Source organism: Streptomyces shaanxiensis, from assembly GCF_039537145.1.
GTDB lineage: Bacteria > Actinomycetota > Actinomycetes > Streptomycetales > Streptomycetaceae > Streptomyces > Streptomyces shaanxiensis.
Window position 1 is genome coordinate 139,753 of the sequence record NZ_BAAAZY010000008.1, and the last position, 12,773, is coordinate 152,525.

The following is a 12,773-nucleotide window of genomic DNA, read 5'->3' on the forward strand; positions in this document are numbered from 1 at the left end:
TTACTCCAACTCCCCTGCTGCGCGCAGGTGTTGCCAGGCATAGGTGCGCCAGGGGCGCCAGCTGTCGGGGACGTCGACGCCGGGCGGTGCGACGTCCGGGTCGCCGAGGGCACGGGCATGGATGACGGCGACGGTACGGGCGTCCAGGCCGGGCAGACCGAGCAGCGCACGCTGCGCCTCGTCCCGGTCGGCGCCGGGGTCCAGCCGTACGGCACCGTCGGCGAGGGCGGCGGTGAGCGCGCCCAGGGGACCGTCGGGCTCGGCCTCGGCGAGGACCGCCGCCTCGGGGAACAGATGGGTGAGGCTGCCGCAGGGCGAGTCGAGCGCCTTGCCGTACCGCGCCACCAGCCGCTCGGCCTCCGCCGGACCGACCAGTGACCTGACCGCCAGCTCCTCCGCGTCGGCGGCACCGGGCGAGCGCAGCCCCGGCCGGGCGGCGACCATCGGCCCGAGCCGGGGGTCGGCGCCGAGCCGCTCGTCGACGGCGTACGGATCGGCGTCGAGGTCGAACAGCCGCCGCAGCCGGTGGACGGCGGTGGTCAGGTCGCGGGGGTCGGTGAGGTGGAGACGGGCGTCGAGCCAGCCCCCCGGGTGGGCGCCGCCCCGCCCCCTGGAGGCACCGGTCCGCTCGTCGACGGCGACGATTCCGGTGCCGTGGGGAAGGCGGAGCGTGCGCCGGTACGTCCGACGCCCGGGCGGCCCGGTCACGACCTCGACGCCGGGCACGGTCTCGCGCTCCAGCAGATCGAAGACGGCACCGCTCCGGTACGGACCCCGGTACGCCAGCCGCAGCGGTATCCCCGCCGACGGTGTGCCGGCACTCCGGGCGCCACGTCCCCCGCTCGGCGCTGCGGCGGCCCGCAGGTCGCTCGGCGTCGACGCGTACACCTCCCGGATCGTGTCGTTGAACTGCCGCACGCTGGCGAACCCGGCGGCGAACGCGATCTCGGTGATCGGCAGCTCGGTGGTCTGCAGGAGCACACGCGCGGTGTGCGCCCGCTGGGCCCGCGCGAGCGCCACCGGCCCGGCGCCGAGCTCGGCGGTGAGCTGCCGCTGCACCTGCCGGGCGCTGTAGCCGAGCCGCGCGGCGAGCCCGGCGACCCCTTCCCGGTCGACGACCCCGTCGCCGATCAGCCGCATCGCGCGCCCCACGGCGTCGGCCCGCACATTCCACTCGGCGGACCCCGGCACGGCGTCCGGCCGACACCGCCGGCAGGCCCGGAAACCCGAGCCCTGCGCGGCGGCGGCCGTCGCGAAGAACCGCACGTTATGCCGCTTCGGCGTGACGGCCGGGCAGCTGGGGCGGCAGTAGATGCCGGTCGTTTCGACGGCGAAGAAGAACTCGCCGTCGAAACGGGCGTCCCGGCCGCGGACCGCCTCGTACCTGGTTTCTTCGTCCATCACGCCATCCAGTCTCGACCGTGGCCGAGGCCTGGGCTAGCGGAAATCGGACATGAAGCTGACCCATCAGCTCAGCCACACTTCCGCCCGTCCGGCGTTTGAGGACGAGGCCCGTTCAGGGCCGAAGCGGGGGTCTGGGGGCGGCAGCCCTCAGACACGGCCGCGCAGACACCGGAACCGTCAGCGCCAACGCCCCCGCTTCGCCTCCATCGCCGCGCGCCCCTCCGCCCCCTTCCGCTTCCAGTCCCGCCTGATCTCGGCCCGAAGCCGCGCGTCGGTCTTGGCCACGATCCGCTGGTTCTCCCGCATCAGCTTCCGGTAGCTCTCCAGCCGCCGCTCGGGCAGCTCACCGGCCTCGATCGCGGCCAGCACGGCGCACCCCGGCTCGGCCTCGTGCGCGCAGTCGTGGAAACGGCACCGCTCGCCCAGCTTCTCGATCTCCGAGAAGACCTGGCCGACGCCGGTCTCGGCATCCCAGAGCCCGACGCCGCGCAGCCCCGGGGTGTCGATCAGGACCCCGCCGCCCGGCAGGGCGAGCAGGTTCCGTGTGGTCGTCGTATGACGCCCCTTGCCGTCGACCTCGCGTGCGGCCTGGACCTCCATGACGTCCTCGCCGAGCAGCGCGTTCGCCAGCGTGGACTTGCCCGCGCCGGACTGGCCGAGCAGCACGGACGTACCGCCGGAGACGAGCGCGACGAGCACGTCGAGCCCGTCCCCGTCCACGGCGCTGACGGGCAGCACGGGCACCCCGGGAGCCGTCGTCTCGACGTCCTGGACGAGATGCGACAGCGTCACCGCGTCCGGCACGAGGTCGGCCTTGGTGAGGGCCATGACGGGCTGCGCGCCCGACTCCCAGGCCAGCGCGAGGAACCGCTCGATCCGCCCGAGGTCGAGTTCGACGGCCAGCGACACGGCGACGATCGCGTGGTCGACGTTGGCCGCGAGGATCTGCCCCTCGGACCGCTTGGAGGAGGTGGAGCGCACGAAGGCGGTACGGCGCGGCAGATATGCGCGTACGTACTGCGGGCTCCCGGCGGGTTCGACGACGACCCAGTCGCCCGTGCACACGACCCGCATCGGATCGTGCGGGGTGACGAAGGCCGTGTCGGCCCGTACGACCCCGTCGGCGGTGACGACGTCGCACTGCCCGCGGTCGACCCGCACGACCCGCCCGGGCAGCAGCCCCTCGGCGGCGTACGGGGTGAACGCGTCGGCCCAGGCCGAGTCCCAGCCGTAGGGAGCCAACGCGGAGAAAACAGAGGTGGAAGTCAACGGGTGACCCTTCACAAAGGGCGGCCCCGGCAGCCGCGTACGCATGACGCGGAGGGATTGGGTGAGTTCAGCCGGCGGCCACGGAGGTGGACTTGATGAACTGGATGCGGGCAGCGCCCATCGCAATGACAGCCATCGGTCGACACCTCCTCACCTACGTCAGATACGTCCGCTCGACGGCGGCGGCCACCGGCCACCGCTCTGAACCGCCGTCACTGTAGCCCGGCCCCACGAACACCCGTCAACTGGTTTTCGCGCAGTCGTGCCCGTTCAACGAGAAGTCGTACGCCGCCGAGTTCTCGCCCTCCCAGGAGGCGATGAACCCGAAGGAGAGCGCGCCGTCCGCGGGGACCGTCCGGTTGTAGTCGGCGGCCTTGGCCGTGACCCGGGAGCCGTTCTGGGCGAAGCTCGCGTCCCACATCTGGCCGACCTCCTGACCGTCGCGGAAGGACCAGGCGACGCGCCAGTCGTCGAGGGCGTGTTCGGTGGTGACGGTGACGGTGGCCTGGAAGCCGTCGGGCCATTCGTTGACGAGGTCGTACTCGACGCCGCAGGTCGCCGGTTCGCTCGTGGACGGGGAAGGGTCCGGGTCGTCCTCGTCGGCCGCGGACGACGTGGTGCCCTGGGGCTCCGGGTCGGGGTTCTTCGGCTCGGGCGAGTCGGCGCGCGGGGTGGTCCGCGACGGTTCCGGCGAGTCCGACGCGGACTGCGTGGCGGACGTCACCGGCGCGGAGAAGCCGGGGCCGGCGACCGGCTGGCGGTCGGAGGGGTCGCCGCCCGCCGTGGTGCCGTCGCCGGTGGAGCCGGCGGGCATCACCGACACCGCGAGGGCGAGCGCCGAGACGAGGACGGCGGCGACGAGGAGGCCGTTGCGCACGACGCGCGCCTTGTGCGCGCCGGGGTTCGGCGGGCCGTCCGCGTCCGCCGGGTCGGGACGTCGGGCGCCGAGGCGCACCTCTGCGGCCCGGCGGCGGCGCTCCAGGTAGGCAAGGCCGCCCCAGCCGATCACACCGCCGGCGAGGGCCCCGGGCAGCCCGCCGCCGTGCAGCCGCAGACAGGCGGCGGCCTCGGCGCACTGCACACAGGTGGCGAGGTGGCGGGAGAGGTCGTCCGGGGTGTCGGAGCCGGCCGAGCGGGTGACGGCGTCGAGGAGGCGGGCGTAGCTGCGGCAGTGCGCGTCCATCGGCGTGTCGAGGTGGTTGCGCTGGCAGCGGTCCCTGAACAGGCCCCGGACCTGGGTGAGTTCCTCGGAGACGGTGTCCGGGTCGAGGCCGAGCCGGCGGGCCACGGCGGGCAGCGGCAGCGCCTCCACCTCGGCCAGCCACAGCAGCGCGGCGTCCGGTTCCTGCATGTCGCGCAGTCCGCGCAGCGCGATCGGGCGCTGCAGCGGGGGTCCGGTGTAGCGGGCGGCCTTGTCGGAGTTGAGCCACAGGCGCAGGTCGGGGTCGAGCTTGTGGCCCTGGCCGGTCTCCTCCCAGGCGGCCGCCGTGGAGCGTACGGCGGTCAGGAGGAGGGGGATCCGGGGCAGGCGGGCCGAGCGGCGGCCCGCGCTTCTGAAGCTCCCGGCCTCGGCCTCGCGGGCCTCGCGTATGCCGGTCGAGAACGCCTCCGCGGCCAGTTGGTTGGCCGCCGAGGAGCCGGCCGTGCACAGGTCGGCGTACGACAGCACGGCGTCCCAGCACTCGGAGAACAGCGCGGCCTCGGTGGCGTCCTGGGGAGTCGGCAGGTCGGGCATGAGTCTCCTGCATCCACATGCGAGGTCAACTCGCCATATTGGCAATGGAGTTGGGGGGAACCTCGCGGCAGGGCATGAGCCTTTCACGTATTCAACACAACTGACAAGCGCTGTGTTCAGATGTCATGACAGACCGTCGCGCCCCCGCAACTCCAGCCACTCATACGGATGCGAGCCCCGTGTGTCTCACCGGTACCGCCAACTCACCTATACCGCCGTGGACTCCCCCGCGGGAAGGCTGTCCATGAAGGAGCTCACCGAGAACACCGCGCGGCCGGGGCCGGGCTCGCCGTAGCCGGGAGGCGAGGACAGGCCGAATTCGTCCATCGTGGCGCGGTAGGCCTCGAGCAGGCGGATGTGGTACTCCAGCGGCGCGCCCTGCGGGTTGGCCTTGCCGAGCGGGGTCGTCGGCTCGGGGCACCAGGTGGTGAAACGGGGCGTGATGCCGTGGGACATGAAGAAGCGCAGGCCCTCGGTGGTGGACGCGATGGCCTCGTCGACGGTCGTGAAGCCGAAGGGCTCCGCCATCTCCACGCCGGCCACGAAGTTGGGGATGACGTTGCGCGCGCCGAAGACCTCGGCCGAGTCGAGGATGCGCTTGTGCCACTCGTCGCGGCCGACGTAGCGCTCCTTGCCCGGGCAGTACATCTTGAAGAGGTACTCGTCCCACACCTCGTAGTTGGGGTGGTAGATCTGGACGCCGTAGTCCTTGAAGCGCTGCACGTCGTCGCGCGGCAGCGCCTGGGCGACGACCTTGCCGATCCAGCGGCCCGGGAAGCGCTCCTCGATGGCCTTGGCGTAGTGGCCGTAGAAGTCGGCCTCGTCGCGCCCGGAGACCGTCTTGGTGATGGCACCGCCGGTGAGGGTGTAGGCGGTGGAGGCCTTCGCCGTGTCGTACCGGTCGATGATCTCCAGGGCCTCCAGGACCTCCTCGACGTCCTTCACCCCGGTGTACGGGCGCCCGGCCGCCTTGTGCTGGCGCCAGTTGTGGTTGATGTCGCAGTACTGGCACTCCTCCTTGGCGCCGAAGTACTGGCAGACCCGGAAGACGGTGAGGTAGATCAGGTAGCCCCACTGGATGGTCGGGGCGACCTCCATCACCGACTTCCCGTTGGCGAGGGTGTGCCGGTAGTACTCCGGCATCGGCGGCACACCGACGTCGGCGATCCGCTTGCCGTCGAGGTAGAGGCCGAGGACGCCGTCGTCATCGGCGGCGACGCGATAGGGCGACGACGGGTTCACACGCACCGAGACGACGGTGCGCCGCAGGTCGTACGGCCCGCCGGTCAGGATGATCTCCTCCGGCGGCCGCCGCAGCGCGGCCTCGCCCAGCTCGGGCAGGGTGCCGTGGTCGAAGGAGAAGATGAAGTACGACTTCGGCTTGACCTCGCCGTCCTCGTTGTCGCTGAGGGCAGATGGATCGAAGGCCACCCCGCCCCGGAGCAGATCCTCCTTGAAAACGGCTTCCCGCGGTACGTGCGGGAATCGCTCCATCAGATCCTCGACCAGTGCGGTGCGGCTGCCCATCCGTAATCTCCTCCCGGCTCAGAGCCTGTGTCATGTCCCCGGCCGGTCGCGCGCCCGGCCGGGGACATGACACAGGCTCTCTGGCGTACGACTCCTCACGGTATGCCCCCGGCCGGGCGTGAGCGGCGCCGGGGCCCCCTCGGGGCGGTCTCGGCGAGGCGATGGGGGGAGTACCAGGTGGCCGCGGGGACGCTTCGGCCTGTGTCCCCCGGGTCGCTGCCGACCGCGTTCCCGCGCGTGACAGGCCCGCATGGGCAGGCGGGCGTGCCGGCCGGCACGGCGTCCTGCACCGGCCCGGGCAGGGCGCGCAGCCGGAACGTGGGTGAGGCGTCCTCGCGCGAGCCTGTTGCAGCACCCAGCACCGCACACCCGGATCGCGAGCCTCGCGGCGCCGCGCACCGCGGCCGCCCGCTGACGGGCGCCGCGCACCGCGGCCGCCCGTCAGCGCGCGGCGCGCCGACGCCGGTGCCCGCCGTGGCTCATGCCTCCCGCCCCAGCACCGCCGGGTCGACCGCGTACGCCACCTCCCCACCCGCCGCGAGCCGTTCCGCCTCCCGCACGACCGCGAGCCCCAGGCGGGCCGCCTCGTTGCCCTGGGAGCCCGCGAGGTGCGGGGTGATGAAGGCGCCCGGCAGGTCGTACAGGGGGGAGTCGGCGGGCAGGGGCTCGGGGTCGGTGACATCGAGGATCGCGGAGAGGCGGCCGGTGCGGAGCTCGGCGATCAGGGCATCGTGGTCGAGCAGGCCGCCCCGCGCGGTGTTGATCAGAACCGCCCCGTCGGGCATCAGGGCCAGCTCGCGGGCGCCGATGAGACGGCGGGTCTGCGGGGTCTCGGGGGCGTGGATCGTCACGATCTCCGAGGTGCGCAGGAGGTCGTCGAGCCGGAGGAGGGGGACGCCGAGCGCGGCGGCGCCCGCCTCGTCGACGTACGGGTCGGTCAGGCTGGGGACCAGGTCGAAGGGGCGCAGGAGTTCCAGCACCTTGCGGCCGATGCGGGAGGCGCCGATGACTCCGACCCGACGGCCGTGGTTGCCGATGCCGGGGACGAGTCCCCAGCCGGGGAAGGCCCGCTCGCCGCGCAGGCGGTCGCGGGCGGCGAAGAGGTCCTTCCCGGCGAGCAGGATCATGGCGAGCGTGTACTCGGCGACCGGCACGGCGTTGGCGACGGCGGCCGAACTCACCGCGATGCCGCGCCGCCACAGCTCGGGCGTGGCGAGGCTCTTGACCGAGCCGGCCGAGTGCAGCACCGCGCGCAGTTTCGGTGCGGCGTCGAGGGCCGCCGCGTCGAGGCGGGGGCATCCCCAGCCGGTGACGAGGATCTCGGTGCGGGCGAGGGCGTCCGCGAGGCGGGGGTCCGTGAAGTCCTCGGCCACCAGGCCGGGGTCGATGTCGACCGACTCCCGCAGCCGCGCCAGCACCTGCGGCGGGAAGACCAGCGGCAGGTTCTGGGAGGACATGGCGAACATGGCGTGCGCCCGCTGGGTCAAGGCGTGGCCTCCGGCTCGGCAGGGTGAGGTGGGGTGCGGCGAGGAGCGCCGCGGTGCGGTGCAGCGCTGTTGGAAAGCGTTCTCTACCGTAAGCAGGCGCGGATGAGAGGGTCAACGCGCAGGCACTCACCTTGAAGGACGGCAAGGATGACCGAGACGATCACCAACTGGGCGGGCAACATCACCTTCTCCGCCAAGGAGTTGCACCGGCCGTACTCGCTCGACGCGATCAGCGCCCTGGTCGCCGGGAGCGAGCGGGTGCGGGTGCTGGGCAGCGGGCACTCCTTCAACGAGATCGCCGAGCCGGGCCCCGAGGGCGTCCTGCTGTCGATCGCCGGTCTGCCGCCGGCGATCGACGTGGACCGTGCGGCCCGTACGGTACGGGTCTCGGGCGGCGTACGGTACGCCGAACTCGCCCGCGCGGTGTACGCGCACGGCCTCGCGCTGCCCAACATGGCTTCCCTGCCGCACATTTCGGTGGCCGGCTCGGTCGCCACCGGCACTCATGGATCGGGCGTCGGCAACGGTTCGCTGGCCACGTCCGTGCGGGAGGTGGAGCTGGTGACGGCGGACGGTTCGGTGGTGACCGTCGGGCGCGACGAGCAGCGGTTCGGCGGTGCCGTCACCTCGCTGGGCGCCCTGGGTGTCGTCACAGCGCTCACCCTCGACCTGGAGCCGTCCTTCGAGGTCGAGCAGCACCTCTTCACCGAACTGCCGCTGGACGGGCTGGACCTGACGGAGTTCGAGACGGTGATGGCGGCCGCGTACAGCGTCAGCCTGTTCACCGACTGGCGCGAGCCCGGCTTCCGGCAGGTGTGGCTCAAGCGGCGCACCGACCAGCCGCCGGCGGACTTCCCGTGGGCCCTGCCCGCCACCGAGAAGCTGCACCCGGTGCCGGGGATGCCCGCGGTCAACTGCACGGAGCAGTTCGGGGTGCCGGGGCCGTGGCACCAGCGGCTGCCGCACTTCCGGGCGGAGTTCACCCCGAGCAGCGGGGCCGAGCTGCAGTCGGAGTATCTGTTGCCGCGCCGGTACGCCGTCGACGCGCTGCGGGCCGTCGACGGGATACGGGAGACGGTCGCCCCCGTACTCCAGACCTGCGAGGTGCGCACGGTCGCCGCCGACGAGCAGTGGCTCAGCCCCTCCTACGGCCGGGACACCGTGGCCCTGCACTTCACCTGGATCGCGGACACGGCGGCCGTCCTGCCGGTGGTGCGGCGGCTGGAGGACGCGCTGGACGCCTTCGAGCCGCGGCCGCACTGGGGGAAGGTGTTCACGGTGCCGGCCCGGGCCGTACGCGAGCGGTATCCGAGGCTGGCGGACTTCCGGGCACTGGCGCGGGAGCTGGACCCGGCGGGTAAGTTCGCCAACGTATTTGTGCGGGACGTACTCGACGGCTGATACTCGCCAGTACCGCCGCACCGGGCGCTTCCAGCGGAAAGACTTTCTACAGCCCCTTTCCTAACCCCTTGTCGAAAGTCGGCGCACGCCATAGCCTTGCGCCGCGCCGGTGCCGAGGACGACCCGGCACGACGTGAAGGGACGGGGGCACGCCCGGTGCTGTGCTTTCCCGGGGGACAACCCCCGGACCCCCGGCCGATCCGACAGCGACGGCGCTTGTCAGTGAGGGGAGTTCGATGAAGCGCGGCACATCACGCGACATCCGCACCGCGAACCGCTACGAGGTGCTGCGCCAGATCATCGCCTCGTCGCCCACCTCCCGGCAGGAGCTGGCGGCCGCCACCGGTCTCAGCCTCGCCACGGTCGCCACCCTCGTGGGCGAGCTGCTCGACCTCCGGATGATCACCGAGGTCGGGTTCGAGGACTCGGCCGGCGGCCGCCCCCGGGGGCTGGTGGCCGTCAACGCGTCCGGCGGCGCGCTGATCGGCGTCGACATCGCGGAGACGTACGTCCGGGTCGAGCTCTTCGATCTCGCCCTGAACGTCCTGGCCCGCGCCGACGAGGACATGCGCCCCGGCGAGAACCGCCCCGAGCAGGTCGTCGGCCATGTCGCCGCCGCCGTCGGAGCGGTGGTCGCGCAGGCCGGCGTGGAGGGCGCCCGGGTGCTCGGCGTCGGGGTGAGCGTGCCGGGGCAGGTGGACCGGGACACCGGCGTCTCCGAGTACGCGCCCAACTGGGACTGGCACGACGTGCCGCTGCTCGACCTGCTCGCCGAGCACATCGCCTACCCCCTGTACATGGACAATCCGCTGCGCGCCTGCGCGGTCGCCGAGCTGTGGTTCGGTGCCGCGCGCGGCAGCGGGGACGCCGTGGTGGTCAACCTCGGCACCGGCGTGGGCGCCGGGCTAGTGCTCGGCGGCGGGCTGCACCGGGGCGTGAGCAACAGCGCCGGTGAGTGGGGTCATACGACGCTCGTGCTGGACGGGCGGCTGTGCCACTGCGGCAACCACGGCTGCGTGGAGACGTATGTCGGCGCGCCCGGGATCATGGTGAACCTGCGGGAGCTGGCCGCCGACAGCACCCTGCTGCACCCCGAGGACCAGACGGCCACGATCGACGCGCTGGCCCGTGGGGTCGCCGCGCACGATCCGGTGGCGGCCAAGGTGGTCCGGGACACCGCCCGGTACCTGGGCGCCGGCATCGCCGACCTGGTGAACCTGTTCAACCCGGAGGTCGTCGTGCTCAGCAGCTGGGTCGCCGCCACCCTCGGCGAACCGCTGCTGCACGAGGTGCGCGAGGCCGTCGCCCGGCACGCGCTCAGGCGGCCCCTGGCCGCCACCCGGATCGTCCTCTCCCCCATCCCCACCGACCCGGTGTGCCTGGGCGCGGCGACGTTCGCGCTGGAGGGGGCGCTGCAGTCTGCGGGGCAGAGGACCGCGACGAAACGCACCACCCCCGCGAAGAGCCGTACCGCACCCCTTTCGTAACGAAGGATTGCGGCGGCCCACACCCCACCACGTCCGGCATTCCGAACGCGACGCAACGCTTCGAACAGACTTCGTCCAACCCCTTGCCGAAGCCTTAGTCGAAGGTTAACGTCCCGCACCGCAACCCCATTTGAGCCACCTGGCGCTGAGCCGCTCCAGCCACAGGCACGGGCGCAGAGCCGCAAGCCGTACTCGAGACAAGGACGTCAGCATGTCGGCATTGAGCAACAGGAACTTCGACCGCCGCACCGCACTGCGGGCCGCGCTGGGTCTGGCCGCCGCCGGCGGACTGGCCGCGTGCGGCAGCAACAACGGCCGCGGTGGCGGGTCCGGTTCGGGCACGAACCTCGTGCAGATGTTCCACGCGTACGGCGAGGCGGGCACCGAGCAGGCCATCAAGCGGTACGCGAAGGCGTACAAGGACGCCAACGTGACCACGCAGTGGATCACCAGCTCGGACTTCGAGAGCAAGCTCTTCTCGGCCCTGCTCACCGACAACGCGCCGGACCTCTTCGAGTTCCACCCGCAGATCCAGATGGTCAGGAGCGGTCAGGTGGCGGACCTGACCGACATCGTCGAGCCGGTCAAGGACGACTTCAACCCGGCCGACATCAAGTCGCACACGGTCGACGGGAAGATATACGGCGTCCGGATGATCGACGACCCGCAGTTCTTCTTCTACCGCAAGTCGATGCTGGAGAAGGCCAAGGTCGAGGTGCCGACCACACTCGACGAGCTGATGGAGGCCGCCGCCAAGCTGACCACCAGCAAGGTCAAGGGCCTGTACCTGGGCAACGACCTGCACAACGTCATCAACCCGATGATCTGGTCCGCGGGCGCCGACACCCTCGACGAGAAGAACGAGATCGCCTACCACACGGACGGCGTCATCGAGGGCATCAAGAAGATGCGCCGGCTGTTCACCAGCGGCGACCTTCTCCTCGGCGCCCCGACCGAGTCCTGGGACCCCTCCTCGCTCAACCAGGGCCTGTGTGCCATCCAGTTCTGCGGCATGTGGGCGATGCCGCAGATCCAGGACGCGCTCGGCGACGACTGGGGTGTCTTCCCCTTCCCGAAGACCGTCGACTCCGGCAAGCAGTCGGTCTACAACGGCGGCTGGTCGATGTTCGTCAACGCCAAGAGCAAGAACGTCGACGCGGCCAAGGAGTTCGTGAAGTGGCTGTGGATCGACCAGAAGGAGTACCAGGAGGACTGGGCCACCTCCTACGGCTTCCACATCCCGCCGCGCACGTCGCTCGCCAAGGAGGCCGACAAGCTCAAGACGGGCAACGCCGCTGAGGGCGTCAGGCTCTTCAACGAATTCGGTCACTTCGACAACATCGGCTGGACCCAGGCGATGATCACCGCCCTGGAAGACGTCTTCGCCAACTCCGTCCGCAAGGACATGGACCCGGAGAAGGCGCTCGACAAGGCCGACACGGCCGTCAACCGCGAGCTCAAGAAGCTGTTCGGATAGGCCGCGGGACGGACCACGACATGTCGACGACCACCAAGCTCGACCTCGCGAGCCCCGCCCCGGCGAAGGCCTCCTCGGCCAAGCCGCGGCGGGGTCTGCGGGGCAGCCCCACCCTCGCCTTCTGGCTCTTCACCGGGCCGTTCCTGATCGGTCTGGCGATCTTCGTCTACACGCCGATCCTCTGGAGCCTCTGGCTCAGCTTCTTCGAGGCCCGCTTCACCGTCACGCCGGACAAGTTCATCGGCTTCGACAACTACACGTACATGCTGACGAACGAGGACTTCGTCGGCTCGCTCGGCACCTTCACCGTCTTCGCCGCGTTCATCGTGCCCACCACCTGGGCACTGTCACTGGGCCTCGCCCTGCTGGTGAACCGGCTCCGGTTCATGCGGGCGTTCTTCCGCTCGGTCTTCTTCCTGCCGACCGCGGTCAGCTATGTCGCCGCGGCGCTCATCTGGAAGATGTCCATCTTCAGCGGGGTCCGCTTCGGCCTGATGAACACGGTCCTCAGCTGGTTCGGGGTCGAGAACATCGCCTGGCTGATCGACCCCAACCCGCCCTGGTACTGGCTGGTCATCGTGACCGCCCGGCTCTGGCTGCAGTCCGGCTTCTACATGATCCTGTTCATCGCGGCCCTGCAGAACATCCCGGACGAGCTGTACGAGGCCGCCGCCATCGACGGCGCCAAGTCGGGCTGGCAGACCTTCCGGTACATCACCCTGCCCCAGCTGCGCGCCACGTCCACCGCGGTGATCCTGCTGCTGCTCATCGCCGCCTACCAGGCCTTCGACGAGTTCTTCAACCTGCTGTCGAAGACCACCTGGGGCCGCCCGCCCCTCGTCGAGCTGTACTACAAGGCCCTGGGCGAGAGCCAGGACTACGGCGCCGGCAGCGCGGGCGCACTCATCCTGACCGTGCTGATCTGTGCCGTGACCCTGCTCCAGGGCAAGATCATGGGCTTCGGAAGGGGGGACGAGTCCAAGTGA

At 71.3% G+C, this 12,773-nt stretch carries 9 protein-coding genes; 4 read left to right on the forward strand and 5 right to left on the reverse strand.

Annotated features, from left to right (window positions below; translation table 11 throughout):
* From ABD932_RS12315 to ABD932_RS12335, 5 genes are all read right to left on the reverse strand, one after another.
* Complete coding sequence (locus ABD932_RS12315) at positions 1-1,401, reverse strand: DNA-3-methyladenine glycosylase 2 family protein (protein ID WP_345011998.1); 1,401 nt, start codon at positions 1,399-1,401, stop codon at positions 1-3.
* Positions 1,402-1,581: 180 nt separating this feature from the next.
* The gene (gene rsgA / locus ABD932_RS12320) at positions 1,582-2,673 is read right to left on the reverse strand and encodes a ribosome small subunit-dependent GTPase A (protein WP_345011711.1); all 1,092 of its coding nucleotides are present in this window, start codon (positions 2,671-2,673) and stop codon (positions 1,582-1,584) included.
* A 241-nt stretch (positions 2,674-2,914) separates the two neighbouring features.
* Positions 2,915-4,408, reverse strand: a complete 1,494-nt coding sequence (locus ABD932_RS12325) for a cellulose binding domain-containing protein (RefSeq protein WP_345011713.1) — start codon at positions 4,406-4,408, stop codon at positions 2,915-2,917.
* A 207-nt stretch (positions 4,409-4,615) separates the two neighbouring features.
* Positions 4,616-5,935 (reverse strand): radical SAM protein, encoded by a 1,320-nt coding sequence (locus ABD932_RS12330; RefSeq protein WP_345011715.1) that lies wholly within the window; start codon positions 5,933-5,935, stop codon positions 4,616-4,618.
* 479 nt (positions 5,936-6,414) lie between these two features.
* Positions 6,415-7,392, reverse strand: coding sequence for a hydroxyacid dehydrogenase (locus ABD932_RS12335; RefSeq protein WP_425587452.1), 978 nt, complete (start codon positions 7,390-7,392; stop codon positions 6,415-6,417).
* A 177-nt stretch (positions 7,393-7,569) separates the two neighbouring features.
* Here ABD932_RS12335 and ABD932_RS12340 point away from each other — a divergent pair, with 177 nt between their 5' ends.
* The 4 genes from ABD932_RS12340 to ABD932_RS12355 all read left to right on the forward strand — a co-directional run bounded on the left by ABD932_RS12340 (position 7,570) and on the right by ABD932_RS12355 (position 12,773).
* Entirely contained in the window at positions 7,570-8,823 is a 1,254-nt protein-coding gene (locus tag ABD932_RS12340) for a D-arabinono-1,4-lactone oxidase (RefSeq protein ID WP_345011719.1), read from the forward strand.
* Positions 8,824-9,059: 236 nt separating this feature from the next.
* A complete protein-coding gene (locus ABD932_RS12345) occupies positions 9,060-10,310 on the forward strand; it encodes an ROK family protein (RefSeq protein ID WP_345011721.1) in 1,251 nt (416 codons plus the stop codon).
* A gap of 211 nt (positions 10,311-10,521) precedes the next feature.
* A complete protein-coding gene (locus tag ABD932_RS12350; protein WP_345011723.1) occupies positions 10,522-11,787 on the forward strand; it encodes an ABC transporter substrate-binding protein in 1,266 nt (421 codons plus the stop codon).
* 20 nt (positions 11,788-11,807) lie between these two features.
* Positions 11,808-12,773: a carbohydrate ABC transporter permease gene (locus tag ABD932_RS12355; protein WP_345011725.1), complete on the forward strand. Its 966-nt coding sequence runs from the start codon at positions 11,808-11,810 to the stop codon at positions 12,771-12,773.